The sequence below is a fragment of the Prauserella marina genome (assembly GCF_002240355.1).
In the GTDB taxonomy this organism is placed as follows: Bacteria; Actinomycetota; Actinomycetes; order Mycobacteriales; family Pseudonocardiaceae; genus Prauserella_A; species Prauserella_A marina.
In genome coordinates, this window is record NZ_CP016353.1 from 4,587,511 (window position 1) to 4,610,831 (window position 23,321).

General features: G+C 66.3%; 21 protein-coding genes and 1 pseudogene. 8 read left to right on the plus strand and 14 right to left on the minus strand.

Annotation, left to right across the window (positions count from 1 at the left end):
* The first annotated feature begins 18 nt into the window (after window positions 1-18).
* Window positions 19-1,323 (plus strand): cation:dicarboxylate symporter family transporter, encoded by a 1,305-nt coding sequence (locus BAY61_RS21510; protein ID WP_091809845.1) that lies wholly within the window; start codon window positions 19-21, stop codon window positions 1,321-1,323.
* Between the two features lie 322 nt (window positions 1,324-1,645).
* On the opposite strand, the gene BAY61_RS21515 is transcribed toward BAY61_RS21510, so the two are convergent.
* The 4 genes from BAY61_RS21515 to BAY61_RS21525 form a co-directional block, all read right to left on the minus strand.
* On the minus strand, window positions 1,646-2,092 hold the full coding sequence (locus BAY61_RS21515) for an SRPBCC family protein (protein ID WP_091809843.1): 447 nt from the start codon (window positions 2,090-2,092) through the stop codon (window positions 1,646-1,648).
* 55 nt (window positions 2,093-2,147) lie between these two features.
* Window positions 2,148-2,324: a hypothetical protein gene (locus BAY61_RS33055; RefSeq protein WP_170140297.1), complete on the minus strand. Its 177-nt coding sequence runs from the start codon at window positions 2,322-2,324 to the stop codon at window positions 2,148-2,150.
* Between the two features lie 210 nt (window positions 2,325-2,534).
* On the minus strand, window positions 2,535-5,390 hold the full coding sequence (uvrA, locus tag BAY61_RS21520; protein WP_091809842.1) for an excinuclease ABC subunit UvrA: 2,856 nt from the start codon (window positions 5,388-5,390) through the stop codon (window positions 2,535-2,537).
* 55 nt (window positions 5,391-5,445) lie between these two features.
* The gene (locus BAY61_RS21525; RefSeq protein ID WP_338061499.1) at window positions 5,446-6,642 is read right to left on the minus strand and encodes an acyltransferase family protein; all 1,197 of its coding nucleotides are present in this window, start codon (window positions 6,640-6,642) and stop codon (window positions 5,446-5,448) included.
* Between the two features lie 167 nt (window positions 6,643-6,809).
* Here BAY61_RS21525 and BAY61_RS21530 point away from each other — a divergent pair, with 167 nt between their 5' ends.
* Window positions 6,810-7,484: an MBL fold metallo-hydrolase gene (locus tag BAY61_RS21530; RefSeq protein WP_091809839.1), complete on the plus strand. Its 675-nt coding sequence runs from the start codon at window positions 6,810-6,812 to the stop codon at window positions 7,482-7,484.
* A 33-nt stretch (window positions 7,485-7,517) separates the two neighbouring features.
* Here the strand turns inward: BAY61_RS21530 and BAY61_RS21535 are convergent, their stop codons facing one another.
* From BAY61_RS21535 to BAY61_RS21545, 3 genes are all read right to left on the minus strand, one after another.
* Window positions 7,518-8,894 (minus strand): DUF4365 domain-containing protein, encoded by a 1,377-nt coding sequence (locus BAY61_RS21535; RefSeq protein WP_211323633.1) that lies wholly within the window; start codon window positions 8,892-8,894, stop codon window positions 7,518-7,520.
* A gap of 79 nt (window positions 8,895-8,973) precedes the next feature.
* Window positions 8,974-9,378 carry a type II toxin-antitoxin system VapC family toxin gene (locus tag BAY61_RS21540; RefSeq protein WP_170140298.1) on the minus strand — a complete coding sequence of 135 codons (405 nt, stop codon included), beginning with the start codon at window positions 9,376-9,378 and terminating at the stop codon, window positions 8,974-8,976.
* Window positions 9,371-9,649 (minus strand): type II toxin-antitoxin system Phd/YefM family antitoxin, encoded by a 279-nt coding sequence (locus tag BAY61_RS21545; RefSeq protein ID WP_091809834.1) that lies wholly within the window; start codon window positions 9,647-9,649, stop codon window positions 9,371-9,373. The genes BAY61_RS21540 and BAY61_RS21545 overlap by 8 nt, the downstream gene beginning before the upstream one ends.
* A gap of 197 nt (window positions 9,650-9,846) precedes the next feature.
* Here BAY61_RS21545 and BAY61_RS34030 point away from each other — a divergent pair, with 197 nt between their 5' ends.
* The 4 genes and pseudogenes from BAY61_RS34030 to rnhA all read left to right on the plus strand — a co-directional run bounded on the left by BAY61_RS34030 (window position 9,847) and on the right by rnhA (window position 12,437).
* Window positions 9,847-10,344 (plus strand): winged helix-turn-helix domain-containing protein, encoded by a 498-nt coding sequence (locus tag BAY61_RS34030; protein ID WP_425439990.1) that lies wholly within the window; start codon window positions 9,847-9,849, stop codon window positions 10,342-10,344.
* Between the two features lie 14 nt (window positions 10,345-10,358).
* A pseudogene (locus tag BAY61_RS34035) lies at window positions 10,359-10,430 on the plus strand (hypothetical protein); the annotation flags it as partial.
* A gap of 336 nt (window positions 10,431-10,766) precedes the next feature.
* Window positions 10,767-11,906, plus strand: a complete 1,140-nt coding sequence (locus BAY61_RS21555) for an esterase-like activity of phytase family protein (protein ID WP_245865316.1) — start codon at window positions 10,767-10,769, stop codon at window positions 11,904-11,906.
* A gap of 18 nt (window positions 11,907-11,924) precedes the next feature.
* Window positions 11,925-12,437 (plus strand): ribonuclease HI, encoded by a 513-nt coding sequence (rnhA, locus tag BAY61_RS21560; RefSeq protein WP_091809831.1) that lies wholly within the window; start codon window positions 11,925-11,927, stop codon window positions 12,435-12,437.
* Window positions 12,438-12,480: 43 nt separating this feature from the next.
* Here rnhA and BAY61_RS21565 read toward each other — a convergent pair whose 3' ends face one another.
* From BAY61_RS21565 to BAY61_RS21595, 7 genes are all read right to left on the minus strand, one after another.
* Window positions 12,481-14,703: a terpene synthase family protein gene (locus tag BAY61_RS21565; RefSeq protein WP_091809829.1), complete on the minus strand. Its 2,223-nt coding sequence runs from the start codon at window positions 14,701-14,703 to the stop codon at window positions 12,481-12,483.
* A 238-nt stretch (window positions 14,704-14,941) separates the two neighbouring features.
* Window positions 14,942-15,364 carry a pyridoxamine 5'-phosphate oxidase family protein gene (locus BAY61_RS21570; RefSeq protein WP_091809827.1) on the minus strand — a complete coding sequence of 141 codons (423 nt, stop codon included), beginning with the start codon at window positions 15,362-15,364 and terminating at the stop codon, window positions 14,942-14,944.
* A gap of 77 nt (window positions 15,365-15,441) precedes the next feature.
* Window positions 15,442-16,398 (minus strand): SRPBCC family protein, encoded by a 957-nt coding sequence (locus BAY61_RS21575; RefSeq protein ID WP_091809825.1) that lies wholly within the window; start codon window positions 16,396-16,398, stop codon window positions 15,442-15,444.
* A gap of 13 nt (window positions 16,399-16,411) precedes the next feature.
* Window positions 16,412-16,843 carry an SRPBCC domain-containing protein gene (locus BAY61_RS21580; protein ID WP_091809823.1) on the minus strand — a complete coding sequence of 144 codons (432 nt, stop codon included), beginning with the start codon at window positions 16,841-16,843 and terminating at the stop codon, window positions 16,412-16,414.
* Window positions 16,840-17,193, minus strand: a complete 354-nt coding sequence (locus BAY61_RS21585; protein ID WP_091809821.1) for an ArsR/SmtB family transcription factor — start codon at window positions 17,191-17,193, stop codon at window positions 16,840-16,842. Before BAY61_RS21585 ends, BAY61_RS21580 begins: the two co-directional genes overlap by 4 nt.
* A 41-nt stretch (window positions 17,194-17,234) precedes the next feature.
* A complete protein-coding gene (locus tag BAY61_RS21590; RefSeq protein WP_091809819.1) occupies window positions 17,235-18,653 on the minus strand; it encodes a hypothetical protein in 1,419 nt (472 codons plus the stop codon).
* A 36-nt stretch (window positions 18,654-18,689) separates the two neighbouring features.
* The gene (locus BAY61_RS21595) at window positions 18,690-20,354 is read right to left on the minus strand and encodes a helix-turn-helix domain-containing protein (protein ID WP_091809817.1); all 1,665 of its coding nucleotides are present in this window, start codon (window positions 20,352-20,354) and stop codon (window positions 18,690-18,692) included.
* A 188-nt stretch (window positions 20,355-20,542) separates the two neighbouring features.
* On the opposite strand from BAY61_RS21595, the gene BAY61_RS21600 reads away from it, so the two are divergent.
* On the plus strand, window positions 20,543-22,138 hold the full coding sequence (locus BAY61_RS21600) for an AMP-binding protein (RefSeq protein ID WP_091809814.1): 1,596 nt from the start codon (window positions 20,543-20,545) through the stop codon (window positions 22,136-22,138).
* Entirely contained in the window at window positions 22,105-23,313 is a 1,209-nt protein-coding gene (locus BAY61_RS21605; protein ID WP_091809812.1) for a thiolase family protein, read from the plus strand. The genes BAY61_RS21600 and BAY61_RS21605 overlap by 34 nt, the downstream gene beginning before the upstream one ends.
* The last annotated feature ends 8 nt before the right edge of the window (window positions 23,314-23,321 follow it).

Consider the following 23,321-nt stretch of genomic DNA (forward strand, 5'->3'; position numbering starts at 1 on the left):
CCACGACGCCGCGACCGGATGCATTACCTGTACCTGGCGGTCATCGCCGCGGTGATCCTCGGCATCACCGTCGGGTTCGCGTTCCCCGAGTTTGCGGCCAACCTCAAACCGCTCGGCAGCGGTTTCGTCGACCTCATCAAGATGATGATCAGCCCGATCATCTTCTGCACCATCGTGCTCGGCATCGGCTCAGTGGCGAAGGCCGCGAAGGTCGGCAAGGTCGGGCTGCTCGCGCTCAGCTACTTCCTGGTGATGTCCACGTTCGCGCTCGCGATCGGGCTCATCGTCGGCAACATCCTGCACCCCGGCGAGGGCATGCGGCTCGACCCCGACGACGTCGCCGCCGTGCAGGAGCAGGCATCCGAGGGCGAAGGGACCGTCGACTTCCTGCTCGGCATCATCCCGGAAAGTCTCGTGTCGGCCTTCACCGATGGATCTGTGCTACAGACGCTGCTCGTGGCGCTGCTGACCGGATTCGCGCTACAGAAACTCGGCAGGGTCGGCGAACCGGTCCTGCGTGGCATCGAGCATCTGCAACGGCTCGTTTTCCGCATTCTGGCGATGATCATGTGGGCCGCGCCCGTCGGTGCCTTCGGGGCGATCGCGGCAGTGGTCGGCGAAACCGGCTGGGACGCGCTCAAGAGCCTCGCGGTCATCATGGTCGGCTTCTACCTCACCTGTCTGCTGTTCGTGTTCCTCGTGCTCGGCGCCGTGTTGTGGTTCGGGGCGAGGATGAACGTGTTCAAGTTGCTCGGCTACCTCGGCAGAGAGTTCCTGCTCATCGTGTCGACGTCGTCGTCGGAGTCCGCGCTGCCAAGGCTCATCGCGAAGATGGAGCACCTCGGGGTCAGCAAGCCCGTCGTCGGCATCACCGTGCCGACCGGCTACTCGTTCAACCTCGACGGCACCGCCATCTACCTGACGATGGCCACTCTGTTCATCGCCACCGCGCAGGGCAGTCCGCTCGGCATCGGCGAACAGATCTCGCTGCTGGTGTTCATGGTGATCGCGTCGAAGGGCGCGGCGGGAGTCAGCGGTGCCGGGATCGCGACACTGGCAGGCGGCCTCCAGTCGCACCGGCCGGAACTGGTCGACGGCGTCGGGTTCATCCTCGGAATCGACCGGTTCATGTCCGAGGCGCGCGCGTTGACGAACTTCGCGGGTAACGCCATCGCCACCGTCGTCATCGGCTCGTGGACGAAGGAATTCGACCGGGATCAGGCAGATCGGGTGTTCGCGGGACAGGACCCGTTCAACGAGGCTACGCTCGTCGACGATCACCAACCTGCGACAGAGCCGGAACGCGAACCGGTTCGGGCGTAGAACGACCGGCGCCGGGATCCCCCTCATCCCCCGCCCGGCGCCGGAGGGATCCCGTCGAGGCGGGGTCCGGGCCGTGGGGCCCTGTTCGATGACACGGACAGGGCCCCACGCCCCGCTATCGCTGGTCCAGGGGCTGGCGGGGCTCACGGTTCGGGTTCGGTTCGCCGTGGTTGGTTGGCTGGGCGCGGTGCGGCAGGTTCGGTTCGGCGGGGTTCGCTGGCTGGGCGCGGTGCGGCGAGTTCGGTTCGGCGGGGTTCGCTGGCTGGGTTCGCGGTTCGGACTCGCGGGACTGGCGGTGGTCCCGGAGCGATGGGTGGGACGTTCACCGGCGCAGCATGGAGCGAAGTCCCCGCTGTCCCCTGCGCATCATGACCGCGTGGTTGGCCCTGAACACGGGACGGGCCAGCGGAGACAACGCGCGGAGCAGTGTTTTCGTGGCGACCACCTGCTGGAGGATCTCCAGTCTCGTCGCGGATCCGGGTCCTTCCTGAACGCGGGCGGTGAGCGAACCTTCGAGGTCGCCGGTCAGTGCCACGCCCAGTCTGCCCGCGCGCTCGTCCTGCTCCAGCCGGGTCATCCGGAGGGTCAGGGCGAACGGCAGCGTGGCCCTGCACACCAGTTCGGCGGTTTCCTCGTCGATCTTGCTCACGGTCCGCACATCCGGCCACCACTGCGGGTAGCGCGCGACATCGACCACCGCGGCGAACACGGTGGCTACCGGCGCGTCGATGAGCCACGCCGCACGGAACCGGTAGAAGTCCGACCGCACTCCGCAAGTATGCCGCGAGCGGGGTCACATCGGCATGCGTTCGCGATCGGGCGCGTCAGGTGAGTGCAGGCGGGGAGTTGATCTGCGCGGCGCGGATCTCGCCGTCCCAGGCGCGGATCTCGGCGTCCCAGGCGCGGAACTCGCCAGCCCGAGCGCGGAACTCGGCGACCTGGACGCGGAACTCGGCGACCTGAGCGTGGGACTCGCGGGCGCTCCCTCGCCAAGCCCACACCGCCGCCCATCCCCACGGTCCACGCCGCCGTCCCCACGGCCCACGCCGCCCGCCACCCCACGGCTCGCGCCGCCGCCCATCCCCATGGGGCACGCAGCACCACGACGCACGGCGCCACCAACGCACGCCACCCCGGGCAGACGCCGCGACACGGCCGCCGCCCAGCGGACCTGGCCACCCCGGCAGGCGCCGCGACGGGCGTGGCGACGCTCAGGTGAGGACGGGCTTCAGGTACTGGCCCGTGTAGCTTCCCTCGACGACCGCGACATCCTCGGGACTTCCTTGCGCGACCACGGTTCCACCGCCGGAGCCGCCCTCGGGCCCCATGTCGACGATCCAGTCCGACGTCTTGATCACGTCGAGGTTGTGCTCGATGACGATCACGGTGTTGCCCTTGTCGACCAACCCGTTGATGACGGCGAGCAGCTTGCGGATGTCCTCGAAGTGCAGCCCCGTCGTCGGCTCGTCCAGTACGTACACCGTCTTGCCCGTCGACCGCTTTTGCAGCTCGCTGGCGAGCTTGACTCGCTGCGCCTCCCCGCCCGACAGGGTGGGAGCGGGCTGACCGAGCCGCACGTAACCAAGCCCGACGTCCACCAGGGTTTGCAGGTGCCGGTGAATGGCCTTGATCGGCTCGAAGAACTCGGCTGCCTCCTCGATGGGCATGTCGAGCACATCGGACACCGTCTTGCCCTTGTAGTGCACCTCAAGGGTTTCCCGGTTGTACCGCGCGCCCTTGCACACCTCGCACGGGACGTACACGTCGGGAAGGAAGTTCATCTCGATCTTGATGGTCCCGTCACCCGCGCACGCCTCGCACCTGCCGCCCTTGACGTTGAACGAGAACCGCCCCTGCTGGTAGCCACGCACCTTGGCCTCGGTGGTCGCCGCGAACAACTTGCGCACGTGGTCCCACACACCGGTGTAGGTCGCCGGGTTCGACCTCGGCGTACGGCCGATGGGCGACTGGTCGACCCGCACGAGCTTGTCGACCTGATCGAGACCCTTGATTCTGGTGTGCCTGCCTGGCACCTGCCTCGCGTTGTTGAGCTTGTTCGCCAGCACCGTCGCGAGAATGTCGTTGACGAGAGTGGACTTGCCCGAGCCGGAGACACCGGTGACCGAAACGAGGCACCCGAGCGGGAACGAGACCTCGATACCCCGCAGGTTGTGTTCACGCGCACCGACGACGGTGAGCTGCCGCTTCTTGTCCACCGGCCTGCGAATCGCGGGAACGTCGATGACCCTTCGCCCCGAAAGGTACTCGCCCGTCAGCGATTTCCGGTTCTTGAGCAGCTTCTTGTAAGGTCCACTGTGGACAATGTGGCCGCCGTGCTCGCCCGCGCCAGGACCGATGTCGACCACCCAGTCGCTTGACTTGATGGTGTCCTCGTCGTGCTCGACCACGATCAGCGTGTTGCCGAGATCGCGCAGCCGGGTGAGCGTGTCGATCAGCCGGTGGTTGTCGCGCTGGTGCAGCCCGATCGACGGCTCGTCCAGCACGTACAGCACCCCGACGAGTCCTGAGCCGATCTGAGTGGCCAGCCGGATCCGCTGGGCCTCGCCTCCCGACAGCGTGCCGGCGGCCCTGTCGAGCGAGAGGTAGTCGAGGCCCACGTCGAGCAGGAAGTGCAGCCGGGCCTGGATTTCCTTGAGCACCGCGCCGGCGATCATGGACTCGCGCTTGCCGAGCACCAGTTCGTCGAGGAAGACCGAAGCCTCCGACACCGAAAACGCGCACACCTCGGCGATCGACCGTTCGCCCTGCTGAGCGTGTTCGAGCGTCACCGCGAGTATCTCCGGCTTCAGCCGGGTGCCCTGACAGGCAGGGCAGGGCACCTCGCGCATGTAGCCCTCGTAGCGCTCACGCGACCATTCCGACTCGGTCTGCTCGTGGCGCCGTTCGAGGAACGGGATGACCCCCTCGAAGCTCGCGTAGTACGAGCGCTGCCTTCCATACCGGTTGCGGTACTTGACGTGCACCTGGTCGTCGACACCGTGCAAAACGGCCTTCTGCGCCTTGGCGGGCAGCCTTCGCCACGGGACGTCCATGCGGAATCCGATGGTCTGGGCGAGCGATTCGAGCAACCGTTCGAAGTAGTCCGCGCTCTGCCCTCCCGACCACGGCGCGATGGCGCCCTCGGCCAGCGACAGCTCGTCGTCTGGCACGACCAGTTCGGGATCGACCTCTTTGCGCACACCGATGCCCGTGCATTCGGGACAGGCACCGTAGGGCGAGTTGAACGAGAACGACCGGGGTTCGAGGTCCTCGATGGCGAGCGGATGCCCGTTGGGGCAGGCAAGGTTCTCCGAGAAGCCACGCGTGCGGTGCGGATCGTGCTCGGGGAGGTCGACGAATTCCAGTTCGACCAGGCCGTCCGCGAGTCGCAGCGCCGTCTCGACCGAGTCGGTCAGCCGCTGCTTCGAGCTCGCCTTGACCGTCAGCCGGTCGACCACGACCCCGATCTCGTGCTTCTCCTGCTTCTTCAGCTTCGGCGGATCGGTGAGCGAGTACACCGTGCCGTCCACCCTCGCCCGCGCGTAGCCCTGCTGCTGCAAGTTCGCGAACAGGTCGACGTACTCGCCCTTCCTTCCCCTCACCACGGGCGCCAGCACCTGGAACCGGGTGCCTTCCTGCATGTCGAGCACCTGGTCGACGATCTGCTGAGGAGTCTGCTTGCTGATCGGTTCACCACACTGCGGGCAATGCGGTTTGCCCGCTCGCGCGTACAGCAGCCTGAGGTAGTCGTAGACCTCGGTGATGGTGCCCACCGTCGACCGAGGGTTGCGGGAGGTGGACTTCTGGTCGATCGACACGGCGGGCGAAAGCCCCTCGATGAAATCGACATCCGGTTTGTCCATCTGACCGAGGAACTGCCGGGCATAGGCCGACAACGACTCGACGTAACGGCGCTGGCCCTCGGCGAAGATCGTGTCGAACGCGAGGCTCGACTTGCCCGAACCGGAGAGGCCGGTGAACACGATCATGCTGTCTCGCGGCAGGTCGATGTCGACGCCGCGCAGATTGTGCTCGCGGGCGCCGCGAACTACAAGGCGATCAGCCACCCGAAGGTCCCTTCACTGGTGTGTGGAATGCCGATAAGGACCGGCCGCCACCATGCTAGGTCGCACCACCGACAGAAACCGCCGGCTCCGCGTTCGCCCTGGTCGGGACGGCGACCGCGGAGTTGGTCCCGCGAGTGCGCGGCCTGGTCAGCACACGGTACGCCGGTCGTTCGACGAGGACTGTCAGCAGCCAGGCGGCGACGACCACGGCGGTGACAATCACCGTCAAGCGTAACCACCACGGACCGAAACCGGCCTCCGAGAGCCACCTCGCGAGTACGTAGCCGAGCTGCTGGTGGACCAGGTACAGACCGAAGCTGATCCCGGCGAGCCAGGAGATGGGCCTTCGCAGCAGGCGCACGACCGGTACGTCCCAGTCGGGCCCCTTCGCGGCGAGGCACATGAGCACGAGCATGACGGCGAGACCGATCACGGAGGCCACCTCCGGCGCGCTCGCTCTCAGCGCGTGCAGGCCGACCGCGGCCGACAACAGCATCACGAGCTGGAGCGAAGGCAGCCGGTCGTGCTGCCACAGCCAGATCGCCATGCCGGCGGCGAACAGATGGCCGTAGAACGTTCCCGTCGCCGTCGGCACGCTGCTCATGAACAGGCTCAGCAGCGGGGAGGCAGCCGAGATCGCGGTGACGGCCCACAGCACGGTGTGCGGGCGCACCCGGTGCCGCAGTTTGCTCCGCCACAACAGCGCCGCGCACACGAAGGCGATCACCTGCACCGGCAATGTCCAGTAGGAGCCGTCGATCCGGTGGACGAGGTCGGGATTCCACTCGTGCAGCAACAGCACGTTCAGCAACAGGTCGTTGAGGTCCGGTACGTGCCACGGGAACTCCACCGTCGGCACAGAGGGGCGGACCGGATCGCCGAACAGCATGCCGAGCACCCCCGGCTGGTGCCACCAGCCGTTGAAGGTCACCACGGCGTAGCGGGTGACGCAGTAGGTCAGCAGTACCGCGACCAGGTAGGCGGGCAGCAACCTCGACAGCCGTGCCCTGAGCCAGCGGCCCGCGTCGCCCTTGCGGATCGTCGGACCGATGAAATAGCCGGAAAGCACGAGCAGTGTCACGGTCCCGAACGGGATCGCCAGCGAGAACGGGTATCCTTCGATGCCGGGAATTCTGCTCGCCAGGCCGGTCACGTGCCCCGCGATGACGAAGAAGATCGCGACGACCCTGATGACATCCCAGCTCATCTTTCGCGACGAGGTCGCGGTGGCAGGGGCTGGCGTCGCGGTCAATTTCTTTCCCCAGACTCGACTTCTGCGTGGAAGGCACACTAACCGAGCTGGGCAGGCCCTCGTAGGCCGGGTGGAGCCATCCCGTCGCTCTCCGCAGCGCCGACGCGGAAGCGGTGTGAGCAGGATCGGGTATTCGCGCTCACCCGAGGGCCGCTACGGTGTCTGGGGTGAACGTCGTTGATGAGTACACCGGGCACGTCGAACCGGGAGGGGACGCCACGCGGCGCACCCTCGACGCGCTGACCATCTCCAAGTTGTCCGTCGGTCCCATGGACAACAACGCCTATCTGCTGGTGTGCAGGGCGACCAACGAGGCGTTGCTGATCGACGCGGCCAGCGACTCGGAACGCATCTCCGATCTCATCGGGCACGGTCCCGACCGGCCGGCGCTGCGCACGGTCGTGACGACGCATCAGCATCCCGACCACTGGCAGGCGCTCGGCGCGGTCGCCGGGGCGAACGGTTCCTACACCGCGGCACACCCCGCCGACGCCGACCCGTTGCCGGTTCCTCCCGACCATCTCGTCGAGCACGGCGACACCCTCAGCGTCGGTGACTGCACGCTGGAGGTCATCCATCTGCGCGGGCACACCCCTGGTTCGATCGCGTTGCTGTACCGGGACAAGGAACGGCCACACCTGTTCACCGGCGACTCGCTGTTCCCCGGCGGGGTAGGCAAGACGAACTCGGCCGAGGACTTCACGTCCCTGCTCGACGACGTCGAACAACGCGTCTTCGCCCAGCTACCCGACGAGACGTGGTTCTACCCCGGACACGGAGACGACTCGACACTCGGCGAACAACGGCCACACCTGGCCGAATGGCGCGAACGAGGCTGGTGAGCGGAGCCGCTCGTCGAGTCTGCCGCCGCGACATCAGCGCGTCTTGGCGGACACCTTCCGCACGAACCGCTCCTCTGGCCAGAAGGTGTCTCCCAGCATCAGCTGATCGAAAAGAACGCATACGGCTCCGGGGGTGTCCTCGGAATCCCAGACGGCCGACACGGTCCGGCCGCGCTCGTTGCCGTACCGGCTCAGCCAAAAGATTCTATCGCCCGGCCTGAGTTGGAAGGCCAACACCAACTCCCGGTTCACCAACCTGCGGGTACTCGGTTGTCCTATCCGCGCGCCAAAACCGTATTCCGCAGTCGGCCGGGGGCATCGCCAAACGATCCGGAACTGCTCGTCGATCGGCAGCGAAGGCGAACCCACGCGTACTTCCTTGACCAGGTAGAACGTGACGAGTCGGCGTGCCTTTTCCGACATCTCGCGCCACGGTGTTGAGAGCGCTTCGGCGTCGGCCTCGGCATCCGACTCCAACTCTCTGAGAGTAGTGATCAGCTCGTGATCGGCCGTGGTGTCGGTGCGGACTTTCTGGATCGCCCGGGTCAGGGCATCGGGTTCGATCCAAAGACGGTGTTCGATTCGTCTGGCGACATAGTTGTCACGCGCGTCGATGTTGGTGTGCAGCGGCGGCTCCCCAGCGGCGGGTTCGCGAGCCCATTGAGCCGCGTCGATACAGGCCTCCAGCCAATGCGCCTCAGCCGTGTTCAGAATCGTTTGCGCCACTCCGGGCGCGCGAGGCAGCAAGCCTGGTCGACCGCCGGGATGGAAATGCTCAGGGCCGAAGTGCTGCGGATACCAGTCAAGGTCGCTGTGGAGCAGCGTCGCGAAGCCCTCACCTCTGCGCTGCCAGAAGATCAGATCCTCGCCGTACACGTTCACGTGGTGCTGCACGATGTCCGATGGACCGAACTCGACGCCTGCCGTCTCGCCCAGCTGGGCCTGGATCACCCGGTTGCCCCGGTAGAGGCTCAGATAGTGCCTGACCTCGGCGACGAAGTCCACAATGGAATTGTCGGCCAACTGCTCGTTCGGGCTAATGGTGATCGTCTTGAGCACTTCGCCGTCGCGCCGTGCCGACCGCAGTTCCTTGGTGGCATTGACCCAGTAGAGACCGCCGGTATCCGGATCGTGCACGACGCAGAGCACCGGAATGTTGCCGTTCGCCCAGGTGTCGCCGTGGTCTCCGACCGGCACGGCGTAACCGTCGGCCCTGCGCCACGAACGACCGCCTTTGACCTGGATCTTGACCAGATCTCCGGCGACCTCGCCGTTCTCGGTGAACGTGACGTGCAGATCCTCACCGAAGTCGTTCTGACCGTCCACTTCCTGAACGATGTGATTGTGTCGCTCCAGAAGCGTCCGCAGCGCGTTGACCGCCGCGCGGCCGGCCCTCCGAGCGTCAGGCACTTTCGGCACGGGACCTCCAGATCATGGCGCGCGATGGGGTCGGGCGGTCCCGACATGCCCAGCCGGACGCGGATCTTACTCAGATACCGACGACCTCGACCATATTGCCCAATCCTGTGAAGTCGGCTTCGTTCCGCGTATACAAGGGCAACGCTCGCGACGACGCGATGGCAGCGATCATCAGATCCATTCGCCGAGGCCGGGGGTCCCGGTTCGCCGCGAGGACCAGCGCGACCAACGTTCCATACCGGGCAGCGGCATCACCGTCGAACGGAAGCGGGGCGAAGTCCACGATCGCGGCACCGAGCTTCTCCGTGCGCGCCGCGCGAACCTCGGCGTCCTTCGCCATCGCCACCCCCTGATGGAGTTCAGCCATGGTGACAGCGGTGAGCTCCGGAATCTTCGGCAGTGCCGAGGAGTCGAGCAGACCAAGATCAATGTAGGTACAGGTGTCGAGCACACCCGCCTCGTGACGCTCAGCCACGGTCGCGCTCCCACGCGTCGTCAGGATCAACACGATCTTCGGTACCGAAGAACTCGTCAGCCTCTTGCCGCATCTGGGCCGCCTCGACCTTCGGTAGCCCTCGATGCCTTTGGACCAACTCCTCTGCGGTCAGGCGCCGCCTTCGAGGTACCGGCCGCAGCTCTGCCACCTCGACGCCGTTGCGAGTGACGTGGTAGATCTCGCCGGCCTCGACAGCATCCATGACGGCAGCGGAGTTGTTACGAAACTCGCGCTGGGTAATTACCTTCATGAGAGTTAGTGTAGCCAGATGTAACTCAATGAGCTACACCTGGGCGAACAGCGGCCTCACCTGGCCGATTGACGCGATACGTCAGAGGCTGGTGAACAGGTAGACGATCCGCGGTCGTGACGACAGACTGGTTGCTCGCACGGTAGTCACGGTCAGTCACTGGGGGCACGATGGCGATGCCCAATTTTCAATACGCGATGCTGCCCATTCTGGGATACACCGTCGATGGAAACGTACATTCGTGGCGACTGATCCGAGACCACTGCGCGGAGCAGTTCGGGGCGACCGACGAAGAATTGGCCGATCGGCTGGACAGTGGCGGCGGCCGGTTCGACAGCAGAGTCCAATGGGCCATCACGCACTTGGTCCAGGCCGGCCTTCTCGACCGGCCACGACGCTCTCACGTCCGGCTCACCCAGCGGGCCGCGACGTTCTCGCCGACAACCCGAAGAGAGTCGACATGCAGTTGCTCTCCCAGTTCATCGAGTATCAGGACTTCCGTACCAGGACGATGGGCGACAAGGTCGGAAAGAACGGTGAAGCTGGCACGTCGGCCGGCCCCGCGGAGTCCACGGGTGAACACCCACTGGAAGCAATCGCCGGAGCGGCAAGGGCGAACAACGCGGCACTCGCCGACGAACTGCTCCGACGAATTCTCGCGGAGGAACCCGCCTTTCTGGAGCGGCTTGTCCTGACCCTGCTCACCGCGATGGGTTATGGCGGCAGAGCCGGTGTCGCCGAGCACTGGGGCCGACCTGGCGACGGAGGCATCGACGGCGTGGTTCGGCAGGACGTGCTCGGCCTCGACAGGGTCTACATCCAGGCCAAGCGGTACACGGCTGGCCGAACTGATGGTTCTGCACAACGTCGGCGTGCAGGACGAGAGCGTCTTTGTTCTGAAGAAGGTCGACGAGGACTTCTTCGACCAGCCGTGATGGGCTCTAACCGACAAAACGCCGAAGCGGTAGCTCGTCTCCTACGACGCAGTGAGGCTCAGTCCACAAGCCACAGTGGACGGTCACGTCAGCCACCTGGCCGGGTGAGAATGGCATGGACACACCATCCGGGGCCACGCGAACCGCCCGGTTCAGGCGCCGCGTTCGGAATGGTGCGGTTCATGACATCTTCTTTCGCACCGGCGTTCGTCGCCGCGCTCATGACGGCCACGACCGCGCTGACGCCGGCAACCGCCGAGGCGGCCGAGCAGCCCGTCCGCTTGCTCGGCGAGGCGATCATCCCGCACAAAATGGACTACGAGGGCACCACCGTCGGGGGCCTTTCCGGCATCGACCGCGACCCCTGCACCGGCGAGTACGTCATGATCAGCGACGACCGCTCCTACCAGCAGCCGGCGCGGTTCTACACCGCCGCCATCGACGTCGACGCGGCCGGCGTGCACGGCGTCGACATCAGCGGCACGCACGCGCTGAGGCAGCCGGACGGCGCCACCTACCCTTCGCCGACGGCAAAGGACGGCAAGGCCGTCGATCCCGAGGAGATCAGGGTCGACCCGTGGAACTGCCAATACTGGTGGAGCCAGGAAGGCAACCGCCCCAAGGATCTCGCGAGTGACGAGCCGTTGATCCAGCCTTCCATCCAAGCCTCGACGAGGCACGGCGGCTACCTGCGCTCGCTGCCGCTGCCAGCCGACTACACGATCACGAGGGACGAGCAGGGGCCGCGGCGCAACCTCGTCCTTGAGGCGATCACGTTCGACCGCGGCGGCGCCACGCTCACCAGCGCCGTCGAGGGACCGCTTGTGCAGGACGGCGAGGAACCGACGACCGAGCAAGGCGCGCTCACCAGGGTCACCACGCAGAGCCGTTCCGGCGAGGTGCTCGCCCAGTACGCCTATCCGCTCGACCCGCTCTTCGCCGAGGCCGACCCGACCAGTCCGTGGAGCCCGGACACCGGGGTCCCCGCGATTCTGGCCGATCCGGACGAGCCCGGCCGGTACCTGGTGCTTGAGCGCACCTACGTCCCCGGCGCCGGTTTCGGCGTGAAGATCTTCACCGCCGACGTCCGTGGCGCCACCGACACCAGGGGAACTCGCTCGCTCGCCACGGTGGGCATCCAGCCCATGCACAAGGAACCGCTCGTCGACCTCGCGGACCTTCCACTGTCCACTGTCGACAACGTGGAGGGCATGACCTGGGGTCCCGACCTGCCGAGCGGGGAACGCACGCTGGTGCTCGTCAGCGACGACAACTTCGCGGAGGAGGAGGTCAGCCAGGTGATCGCGCTCGCGGTCGGCTGAGCTTGCTAGGGTCGCCGGGTGGCTGACAGCGGGGCGAACGTCGTCGAGATCTACACCGACGGCGCGTGCAGCCCGAATCCCGGTCCAGGCGGCTGGGGCGCGGTGTTGCGGTACGGCGATCACGAGCGTGAGTTGCACGGCGGCGAACCTGCCACGACGACCAACAACCGGATGGAACTGACCGCGCCCATCGAAGCGCTTGAAGCGCTGACCCGGCCATCGGTCGTCGCTCTCTACACCGACAGCAGTTACGTCCGCAACGGCATCACCCAGTGGCTGGCCCGCTGGAAGAGCAACGGCTGGCTGACCTCGGCGAGAGAACCGGTGAAGAACGCCGACCTGTGGCAGCGGCTCGAAGCCGCCGCCGCGCCGCACACCATCGAATGGCACTGGGTCAAGGGACACGCGGGACATCCGGACAACGAGCGGGCCGACCGGCTCGCGGCCAGCGGAATGAGGGAGGCGCTCGGCGCGCAGGGCGACGCGCCGAGCGCCTCCTCCCCCAGCACTCCCGTGACCGCCACCGGCTGAGCGGGCCACGGATCACGGACCGGCGGCTGAACCCGATCAGCCGTCAGCCCGCGCCGAGTAACGTGCCGAGCCTTGCCAGTTCGGTTCCCGGGCCCGACGGCAGGAAACTCCGGTCGCGGCGGGAAATGCCGCCCGCGACTCGGCGCAATTCCTGCTCCTGATAGCGAACGCATTTCCGGTGCCATTCGAGGATTCCGGACATCCAGTTCTTGAAATGCTCGACGTGTCCTTCGAGCGCTTCTCTCACCGGCTGGGCTAGATCCAGTTCGGCACACATCGCGGGGAGGTCGACGTCGGCGATGTGCTCGAACTGTTCGAGTCTGGCGTCCACGAGCCGCACCACGATGTCCCTAGCACGGGCCCTTTCCACGTCGAGGAAGTTCTCCACGACGAGCACCATGTTGTGCAGCTCGCCCTCGAACTGGATCTCCTTCTGGTAGGAGAACAGGTCGTTGACGAACATGGCGAAGTCCTGCGCCGCCGTGTCCAGTTCGTGCAATACGCGGTTGTGGAAGAGTTCTTCCGGGACGATCGCCGACTCGGTGAGCCTTGACAGCGCCTTGGTCATGTCCGACCCGAAGGTCTTCCTGCGCATCTCGACGTAGTCGATGGGGTCGGGAATGCGGTTCTGGGCTTGGTTGATCAGTTCCCACAGCCAGGCGTCGAGCATGTCGTCGACCGTGTCGCGAAACCGCGCTCGCGCCGGATCCGGCATCGGGCCCGCCGTTCGCAGCCACAGGTCGGCCAGCCCGCGTTCGAGCCCGTTGACCGGCTCGGCCGGGCTTTCCAGGTCGAGCGGCATGAACATCTTGAGCCGCTCCGTCTGCGCCTTCGCCTCGGGAAGGTGTCTCCCCGCGCCGAAGACGACCGGGTAGTAGTCGTCACCGTAGGTTCCCCACGCCAGCCAGTGCGAGGCGAGGTTGAGCGCGTCGAGATCGGCGCCGGGGTGCAGGCCGGACGCGCAGTGCGGCAGGTCGATTCCGGCGCAGCGGTCCTCGTCCCACACGCCGCCCGCTTCCACCCCTGGCAAGGAGTCGTAGAAGCCCATCTCCCTCGCCCACGTGATCATGTCCGCCCTCGACTGGTCGAGGTGCGGATTGACCCGCGCGGGGTAGGGCATCCTGATCTCCGGCAGTTCGAGATGCCCCACCGGCTGGAACGGAATGTGGGAGTGCCTGCGCACGCGCTGCCGCGATCCCGGCAGCAGCGACAGCCTTCCCGCCGACGTGCCGAGGCCAGAAAGCCCGCCGACACCGGGTTTCTCGGCTCCCTCGTTCATGTATCTGCTTGAGCGCGCATGCCATTCGTGCCCGCCTGCCTGCCAGTCCTGCATGCCTTTCACGTAGGCGGTGACGCCTGCCTGACCGTCGGGCGGAACGGCGTACTCGGCGAACAGCGCAGGTACCTCGGTGAGCGCCGTGTGCTCGAACTGGTGCAGGCGGGAGGTGAGCAGGTCGTTGACCAACTCGGCCGCGTCCTGGGTCGGGCAGTCCAGAAAGGACTCGAAGACGAGTACCGCGTTGGAGTTCTCGCCTTCCTCCCTCACTTCCCTCTGATAGGAGAACAGGTCGTTGCGCAGGTGTACCGCGTCGGCGAAAGTGTCGGTGAGCACCCGCATCGGTCGCGTCGCGGCGAGGTTGTCCGGTATTTCCGCTCCGACGGCGTACTCGACGAGATTCGCCGACCACGGCGCGCCACCGACTCTTCTGCGCATCTGGATGTACTCGATGGGATTGGCGATCCTGCCGCGTTCGATGTTCTCCAGTTCCCACATGGATTCGACCATCAGGTTGTGGGTGCTGGTGATGAAGCGACGCCGCCACCCGGCCGACATCGACGGAATGGTGCGTTCCCAGAGGTCCTTGAGCCCGGCCTCGGCGGGGTTTTCCGGTTCTGGCGGAGTTTCGCCGTCCTCGGTCATGAACAGTTCGAGGCGATCGAGGTAGTGTCTCGCGCCCGCAGTGTCGCGGGAGTACTTGAACTGGTCGAGAAAGTGGTCGTCGAAGAAGAAGACCCAGACGTACCAGTCGGTGATCAGGTCTAGCTCGACGCCGCCGCAGTCGGGATGGGTGTAGGCGCACATGAGAGCGTAGTCCATCGCGGCGAGTTCGTCCTCTGTCCACACGACACCGCCCTGGTGAGCGGCGGCGTCCAGCATGCCCATCCGCTCGGCCCATGCCATCGTGTGTTCTCGCGAACGTTCGAGGTACGGATTGATTCTCGCCGGATAGGGCAAGTAGAAGTCGGGCAGCGTGAATGCCTGCATGGAAGGTCCCTGCTCCCCTCGGGGCCGCCGATCGTGGTGCTGTCGGCTCTCAACGCTGTCACCGGCGGTGGTGTGCCGACAACAGCCGGCTGAGCGATCCGGGGTCGCCATGGAAGGAATTCACCGATCCGCTGGTCGGCGTCGTCGTGGCGGCGGGAACTGCCCGCGACGGGCACGGAGGGTCACCACCGGGCTCCCCCGCCCGGCCTCACCCGTGCCCCCTTCGGGCAGACAGGGCCTAGGTTTTGCTCTGATCGTTGCTGAGCCAGTACCTCGGGCGCATACGTACCAGGATCGACCGGTCGCCAAGGTCCGTGCCGACATAGGACTCGGCATCGGCCTCGGGGAGATAACGGCCCGCGATCGCGAGCGCCTGCTCGCGGGACGGCGGTTCGCCGTTGCTCACCACGGGCCCTTCGGCCGTGACATACCGGTAGGGCGGGGTTTCCGACTGTACGACGAGGCTGAACCTGCCCGCCGCGGTGATCGCCTTGTCCTTGACGGTGTCGCGGTCCATCCACACCACGACGTCGCCGTCATCGACGTCGTACCACACCGGGACGGCGAGCGGCGCCCTTCCGTTCCGTTCCACGGCGAGGATGCCGACATGCACATCCGCGAGGAAGGACTCCCGCTCCTCGGCTGTCATCACGAACGACATCGGCAACACTCCCTGACTACGCGGACAATCATCGTTACCAACATCCGCCGGACGGACCTCATTCCCGTCGCCGAGAATCAGCTCACCGCGCGTGCGTAGCTCTCGCGCAGCGCCTCGGTGCGCTCCGAGGGCCACGGGCAGCGAACGTCTCCGGCCAGCGCGGCGAACAACAACTCCAGATGTGTCTGCCATGCCGCGAGCAACGTGGCACGGTCGGCTTCGCTCGCGAAGGGAACGTGCTGGCTGAGCACGAGCCTCGTCCCGATCGGGAGCTGGTCCCGCAGTTCGAACCTCACCCTCCCGCTGTCCGAGGAGTCTTCGGGAACCGCGTATTCGAGCACCCGCCCCGGGACGGCCTCGGTGATCGCCCCGGTCGGCTGGTAACCATGGGTGAAGGCGACGGGCGGCTCGGTGCCGGGCCGGATCTCCCCGTCTCCGGCGAGCAGGGTCCACACGTCCGATATAGACGAAACGAGGTCACGCTCGAACGTGATCAGCCAGCCGTTGCCTTCGTGTTCGATGCTTCCCCGCGCGAGGCCGAACCGCTCGACGTACTCCTCCGCCCTTTCCAGGAACCACGCTCCGGCGGCACTTTCCCGGTTCTCGCCGGAGAGCAGGCAGCCGAGCCGGTCGAGGCAGCCGTCCCAGCCGGGAGCCTGCCGAGCGACCGAAGGCAGGTCACCCGAGGTGTCGGTTCCATTGAGAAGGTGGGTGAACACGAGGGTGCACCCGCCTTTCATCGGCAGCAGTTCGAAGCGGAGCAGCGAATCGGCCCAGCTGAACGCGAAAACCTTTGGCCGGTCGAACTCGACGACCTCGCCGTGCGCGAAAGCGTCGTCCGCGGCGGGAAAACCGAACCGGATCGGCGCACGGGCGGCAGGCTCGAAGTCCGGCTCGGCGGGAAACCAGTGCGCCAGCTCGGCCGGGTCGGTGATCGCGCGCCACACTTTCTCCCTCGGATGCGGGAACGTCCTTTCGAAGCGCAGCAAAGGTTTTCCCTCGACGAGGGTCACCGTGCCGAGTCGCTGATTCATGCTCCGTCCTTTCTCATCCCTCCGCGGCAGCGCCGGACACGACCCGGTCGAGCACGTCGAGGCAGGCGAGCCATCCGGTCTCGGTCTGCGCGGCCCAGGTGCTGTCGGCGAAGGAATGGGTGAACCGCAATACGCACCCTTCGGCGGTGCCGGTGAGCTCGAAGCGAAGGAGGTGAACGCCGGTCTCCTCGTCGAACTCCTCGAAGGCGAACGCTTTCGGCGGATCGATCTCGGTGACCTCCGCCCTCACCTCGGTGCCTTCGTCGTCCCTGAACAGCAGCGTCCCGCCCACCGTGAAGTTCCATTCGACGGCCGCGAAGGGATACCACTGGCTCAGCTGCTCGGGTTCGGTGATGGCTCGCCACACGGTGGATGGCGGGTGGGCGAAGTTCCGCTCGAAGCGAAGTTCCCAGTGTTCGCCTGCCTTGTGAAGAGCGTTGTTCACGACTCACGTTCCTTTCGTGCATTGTGGACTGTCTCGGCCGGGCCGTCGGACATGGTGTCGAGATGACGTTCCAGTTTGTCCAGCGCGTCGTCCCACAGCCTCCGGTAGGGCGCGAGCCAGTCGTCGATCTCCCGCAGCGGCCCTGGACTGATCCGGTACCAGCGCCGCTGCGCGTCGTGGCGCACGGCGACGAGTCCCGCCTCCCGCAGTATCCGCAGGTGTTTCGACACCGAGGACTGCGGGATCGGCAACCGTTCGACGAGGTCGCCGACGACCCGTTCGCCATCCCGGAGCAAATCGAGGATCTCCCTGCGCCGAGGTTCGGCCAGCACCTCAAACGTAGTTGCCATATGTGGAATATATCCGTACGGGAATATACGCGCAACCCGGCTCAGTGCCACTCGCGAAAATGGCTCTTGATCTGCGGAGTCACGCTCGAACCGTCGTAGTACTTCTCGTAGAACGCGGGGTCGACGTGGTGCACGACCGCGCCGAAGTTGCACTGCATGGGGTTGAAGTACACCGGGGCCTGGCCGTAGTGCTCGACGCAATAGTCGAAGCAGGCCGCGCAAGCCTCGGCCGCCCAGTCACTGATCCGCACGGCAGGACTTTCGACCAGGGCACGCACGGTCTGCTCGGTATAGGGACCGTGATGCCGCAGCATCCAGTTGTCCTCGCCCCTCGACATCGTCGCGCCATCGCCGTACTTCTGTTCGAGCATCGCCGCCACCACGGCCGTACCGTCCGGATACGCGGGCGAGGGAACGTAGGTCGCTTCTTTCACCCCGGGGACACCGAACGTCTTGAGCGCGCCGCTCGCGGCCGGCGCGCGCTCGTTGAGCGGCTCGTGCACGAACCCGAGCCCGGGAGTGACGTCGGGGAACGCACCCATGAGCACATCGTCGAAGAAACCGCAGAAGATCCAGTTGCCGAGGCCGAGGGCTTCGGCGGCGAGCCGCATGTTCTGCACCATCGAACCGGGAGGATAGGTCTCCACCTGGAAGATGAACTGCTCGAACTGGCTGATCGTGATGGGGAACTCCAGTTTGCCCTCACCGACCCATTTCGACGTCCCCGCCGGCAGGCCCGTCCGGTCGTCGACGAGGTAGACGTGCCAGGCGTCGAAGATGTTCAGCAACGCGCTGAAGTAGAGCCAGCCGACGTCGGTGACCGGGACGAACCACGTCGTGCCTTCTCTGTTGATGTTGTACTGGTAAGGGCCGAACAGCGAGGCGTTCGGCGCACCGGGAGCCCTCAGTGCCCAGTCGATGTCCGGCCGTCCATCGTGGACCTTGCGAAGTCCGGTCCGGTACCAGTCGAGAACCTTGTGATAGTCCTTCTCACCTTCGATCTCGACCATGCGTTCCCGTTCGGTGCCGGGATCGTAGATGAACGCGCCCTCGTCCTTCACCACGAGCAGATCGTGCGCGAAGGAGTTGCCGGGGCCGGCCGCCGTCCTTCCGGCGATCCGCACCAGCTCGTGAAAGCCGCCGCTGCTGGCGATGTCCCAGTGCGCCATCCCGTTGGGCCCGCATGCCGCCCACGCGACGATCGCCTCCTCGACCTCGCTCAGCGGCACGACCGGATGCTCCGACACGAACGCGAGCGGACCGCGAGGCTGGAACAGCCGCCGCCCTCCCCGCGAGGTCTCCTCGGTTCCGCTCTCCATCCGGTAGCCCATCGCGACCCTGCGGCTTCGCAACGTCGCCAGCAGTTGCGGGAGCGTTCTCGTTCCCTCGAAGAATTCCTTGAGCTGCCGCTGCTCTGCCTCTGTTGCCGCCGCCTCGGGTCGTGGTGCGGTCGTCGTCATCGGTTTCTCCTCCGTGGTGGGTCGAGCCCTGCACGGTCACTGCCGTTCCAGCGCTCGCTGCACCCGCAACGCGAGTTCGAGCAGGAACCGTTCGTTCACATCACGCAGGCTTACGCCGAGCATGTGCTGCGCCTTGGCGAGCCGGTAACGCACTGTGTTGGGATGTACGTGCAGGTCGGCTGCCGCCCGTTCGAGGTGCCGGTCGGCGTCGAGATAGGCGTGCAGCGTCCTCACGTAGTCGGTACCGCCCGCGGTGTCCGCTTCGAGTAGCGGCCCGAGTGCGCTATCCACAATGGACTCAAGCGATTGTCTGCTCGGCGCCCTCGCGAGCAGGCCGTACAAACCGAGGTCGCCCTGCGCCAGCACCTCACCCGCTTTGCTTCCGCGCCGGGCGATGTCCAGTGCCAGCACCGCTTCCGCGTAGGAATCGGGGTAGTCCTCCAGCGCCAGGCACAACCTGCCGACCCCGGCGACGAGGTCGAGCCCTTTCCCTTCCTCGGGAATCACGCCCTCCCTGAGAGTTTTGAGAACCAGCCCGAGATCGTCACCGTCCGGTTGCAAGAGCACGACGACCTCACCGGCGCGGGGATTGACCATCGAGCGCGGGTAGTGCCTGCGCACCTTCTCCTCGACATGAATGAACATGCGCCGGGTCAGCGTCGGCAGCGTGCTCGCCTGAGCGGCATCGGCACCGCCGGGGTCCTTGCCGTTCTTGGCGCTGATACACACGACGAAGCGCGGTTCGGTGAGGGCGACGTCGAGCAACGCCGCCCTCGCCAGCATGTCTTCCCTGTCCGTGAACCTGCCGAGCAGAAGACTGTCGAGGAATTCACTGTGCACCCTGGATTCCGCGCGCAGCGCGGCACGTTCCCTGAGCAACTGCAAGGTCACCAGATAACCCGACACCTCGACGAGTTCGCGTTCACTGCGCTCCGGTTCGCGCGTGCCGCTGACCCGCAGTATCCCGAACGGCTCCTCCCCCACCCCGACCTCGACCCTCACCGGCTCGCTGTCGTCGTCGCCCGGCGGGGCCTTGTACAACGGCCGCCCGTCGGGATCCAGCAGCGCGACCGACATTCCGATGTGGTGGGCCAGCACGCCGATACCCGCGGAAAGATCCTCCGTGCGCACGAGACTCATCGCGATCGCCCCGAGTACCTCGACGGCGCGGGTTCCCGCGTGGGCGGCCCGCTCGGCCGTCTCGCACCGCTCCCGGTGCAGGTGCCGCTCCCTGATCTGGGCCAGCGCGACACCGGTGTCCCTTCCGATGTCGGTCAGCAATCGCAGTTCGGAGTCGGTCCAGTCCCTCGGGCGACGGTCCGCCGCGTACAGCACGCCGAGTACGTCGTCGCCGCACAACAACGGCGCGCACGCGCCGCCCCGCACACCTTCGGCGTCGATAATGGACTTCATGACCGGAACCCTGCGCGGATCCCTGCGATAGTCGCGGACGGCGATCGTTCTTCGTTCCTTGGCCACTCTGCCGCCGATTCCCTGTCCGACGGCCAAATGCCACAGCGCGGGCATCTCCGCCGTGCGAAGGCCACCGTAGGCGGCGAGCCTGATGTCGTCGCCGCTGACGACACCGCTCCAGCTGATCTCGGCCGGCAGCACATCGCGCACAGTGTCCACGGCCGCCTGAGCCGCCGCGCTGACAGCGCTCGCCGAAAGCAGCCTGCGTAGCAGGCCCTCTAGCGCCATCAGGGAAGACTATGCCTCGTTCCACGGTTCGTCACTATCGGGAATTGAAACGGGACGCTCAGCGGACTGTCGTTTTCTGCCAAAGCCCGAGCTCAGGTTGGGCTGCAACCGACATTGCCCGCGTGGCCACCACGTGACACGGTCTTTTCATTCGGGAACGCGAGCACGGAACGAGCGAGGAGGGCACAATGCCACGACCACGCAGGGTCGTCGAAGAACTCGTCAGAGCACGCGCCGAAGCTCATCCCGACACCGTGTGGCTGAAGTGGCTTGACGAGGAAATCTCTTGGCTGACAGCACTTTCGTTGAGCAAGCGAGCGGCCAATGGACTACTCGAACTCGGGGTACGCCCCGGCGAACGGGTCGCGCTTCTGCTGCCCAACCGGCCGGAATTCATCTGGACACACCTCGCGATTCAGATAATCGGCGCACATTCGGTCCCGGTGAATATTTCGCAGCGTGGTGCCACTCTCGCCCACATTCTCACCGATTCCGGCGCGTCGGTGATCGTTTTTCACGACAAACTCCGCGACGCCGTTCTGTCAGTCCGGCACCGGCTGCCCTCGGTGCGACGGCTCGTCGTGTGCGACGGGCCCGCCGGTGGAGGAATCGACTGGAACACCGAGCGGCTGTTCGCCTGCGCCGACACCGAACCCGAAACCGGCGCCGCGACGAGCGAAACCGGTGCTGGTTCGGGTGTCGGCATGATGTACACCTCCGGAACGACGGGCCCTCCGAAAGGCGTCGTCACGGCCGACTACGACCTGCGGCCGGTCGAGGCGCTGGTGCGCGCGGCGGGGGTCCGGCCAGGCGAGACGATGTACACCGGGCTGCCGCTGTTTCACGGCAACGCGCTGCTGGTTTCGATGCTCGGATCCATCTTCGCCGACGCCAAGCTCGCGCTCGCGCCGAAGTTCAGCGCGTCCCGCCTTCTCTCCGACTGCGCGCGATACGGTGCCGTCGAGTTCAACACGCTCGGTGGCATGATCTCGATCCTGCTCAAGCAGCCACCGAGTCCGCTCGACCGCGAACACGAGGTCAGGGTGGTGCTGTCGGCTGGTTGCCCAGCCAACCGCTGGCGCGAGTTCGAAGACCGGTTCGGGATCAGGATCGTCGAGTGGTTCGGCATGGTCGATTCGCCGGGAATTCTGCTCAACGACACGGGAAGAGTCGGTTCGATGGGCAGGGGCGGTGTCGCGGGGATCGAGTTCAGGGTCGTCGACGACGCCGACCGGCCGCTGGGACCGCAGGAGGTGGGCGAACTCGTGTTCCGGCACCCCCGAGGGGCGACGACGAGCTATCACAACCTGCCCGGCGCCACGGCGCGCGCCTACCGCGGCGGCTGGTTCCATTCCGGCGATCTGGCCGACTACGACGAGGACGGTTTCTTCTACTACCGGGGGCGCAAACGCGAGTCCATGCGCAGACTCGGCGAGAACGTGTCGGCATGGGAGATCGAATCCGTGCTCAACACCCACCCCGCCGTGCTCGACAGCGCGGCTCACGCCGTCGCCTCCGAACTCGGTGACGAGGACATCAAGGTGTGTGTCGTGCTCCGTTCCGCCTACGACGCCGAGCCAGGCGAACTGCTGCTGTTCTGCGTGGAGCGGATGGCCTACCACGCCGTACCGCGCTACGTCGAATTCCTCGAAGCGCTGCCCAAAACGGCCACCGAGCGCAACCAATACGCGACGCTGAGGGAGCGAGGTCTGACACCATCCACTTGGGACAGGGAAACGGAGGGGAGCTCATGGCTGAAGTCCAGATCGCCGGCGCGGCCATGACCCGGTTCGGAAAGTTCGCGACCAGCACGATCCGTTCGCTTTCGGAGGAGGCGGTCGCCGCCGCACTCGCCGACGCGGGAATAGCGGCCCGTGACGTCGACGCCGTGTTCTTCGGAAACGCCGCGGCCGGGCTGCTCACCGGTCAGGAAATGATCAGGGGCCAGGTCGCGCTGCGCAACACCGGACTGCTCGGCGTCCCGATCGCCAACGTCGAAAACGCGTGTGCCACGGCGGCGACCGCGTTTCACCTCGCCGTGACGGCTGTCCATTCGGAGGTGGTCGACATCGCGCTCGCCGTCGGCGCGGAAAAACTCACTCACGTGGACAAACGGCGCTCGTTCGCCGCGCTTTCGGCTGCCGTCGATCTTTTCGCCTTTTCCGAATTGTCCCGTACGGTCCCGGTCACGCAAGAATCGGCCGCACCGATTCGGCGACCGAAACTCCATTCCGTCTTCATGGACGTCTACGCTGCCACTACCCGCGCCTACCTGGCGCGGTCGGACGCGAAGCCACGCGATTTCGCGGAGGTCGCCGTGAAAAATCACCGGCATGCGGCGCTGAACCCCAAGGCGCAGTCCCGCGAGCGGGTCACCGTCGAGCAGGTGCTCGGCAGTCCCGTTGTCGCCGCGCCGTTGACGATGCTCATGTGCTCGCCGATCGGGGACGGTGCCGCCGCGATCGTCGTGTGCTCGGCCCGCAGGGCGAAAGCCCTCGGCGCCGCACGAGTGAGAGTCAGGGCGTGCGCTCTGGTGTCGGGCACGACGAGCGCGGTACCCGGCTCGCGCGTGCGCGCGGCCGCGCACGCCTACGAACAGGCCGGTGTCGGCCCCTCCGACATCGACGTACTGGAACTGCATGATGCGGCGGCACCTGCCGAGCTCATCGGCTACGAGCACCTCGGCCTGTGCGGGCAGGGCGAAGGCGCCGCGCTGCTGCGCTCGGGCGCCACCCGGCTTGGCGGCGCGCACGTGGTGAACCCCTCCGGCGGGCTGCTCGCGAAAGGCCATCCGATCGGAGCGACCGGATGCGGGCAGCTTGTCGAACTCGCCGACCAGCTTCGCGGCCGGTGCGGACCGAGGCAGGTGCCCGGGGCGCGCGTGGCGCTCGCGGAAAACGGTGGTGGCCTCATCGGCGAGGACGCGGCCGCGACGGTCGTCACCGTGCTTTCGACGTGAAAGGACGA

Bases quoted from the DNA above. Each gene is read 5' to 3' on its own strand.
- BAY61_RS21510 (WP_091809845.1), top strand. From the start codon at position 19: ATGCATTACCTGTACCTGGCGGTCATCGCCGCGGTGATCCTCGGCATC.
- BAY61_RS21545 (WP_091809834.1), bottom strand. From the start codon at position 9,649: ATGAAGGTAATTACCCAGCGCGAGTTTCGTAACAACTCCGCTGCCGTC.
- BAY61_RS34030 (WP_425439990.1), top strand. From the start codon at position 9,847: ATGCTGCCCATTCTGGGATACACCGTCGATGGAAACGTACATTCGTGG.
- BAY61_RS21555 (WP_245865316.1), top strand. From the start codon at position 10,767: ATGACATCTTCTTTCGCACCGGCGTTCGTCGCCGCGCTCATGACGGCC.
- BAY61_RS21565 (WP_091809829.1), bottom strand. From the start codon at position 14,703: ATGCAGGCATTCACGCTGCCCGACTTCTACTTGCCCTATCCGGCGAGA.
- BAY61_RS21570 (WP_091809827.1), bottom strand. From the start codon at position 15,364: ATGTCGTTCGTGATGACAGCCGAGGAGCGGGAGTCCTTCCTCGCGGAT.
- BAY61_RS21575 (WP_091809825.1), bottom strand. From the start codon at position 16,398: ATGAATCAGCGACTCGGCACGGTGACCCTCGTCGAGGGAAAACCTTTG.
- BAY61_RS21585 (WP_091809821.1), bottom strand. From the start codon at position 17,193: ATGGCAACTACGTTTGAGGTGCTGGCCGAACCTCGGCGCAGGGAGATC.
- BAY61_RS21590 (WP_091809819.1), bottom strand. From the start codon at position 18,653: ATGACGACGACCGCACCACGACCCGAGGCGGCGGCAACAGAGGCAGAG.
- BAY61_RS21595 (WP_091809817.1), bottom strand. From the start codon at position 20,354: ATGGCGCTAGAGGGCCTGCTACGCAGGCTGCTTTCGGCGAGCGCTGTC.
- BAY61_RS21600 (WP_091809814.1), top strand. From the start codon at position 20,543: ATGCCACGACCACGCAGGGTCGTCGAAGAACTCGTCAGAGCACGCGCC.
- BAY61_RS21605 (WP_091809812.1), top strand. From the start codon at position 22,105: ATGGCTGAAGTCCAGATCGCCGGCGCGGCCATGACCCGGTTCGGAAAG.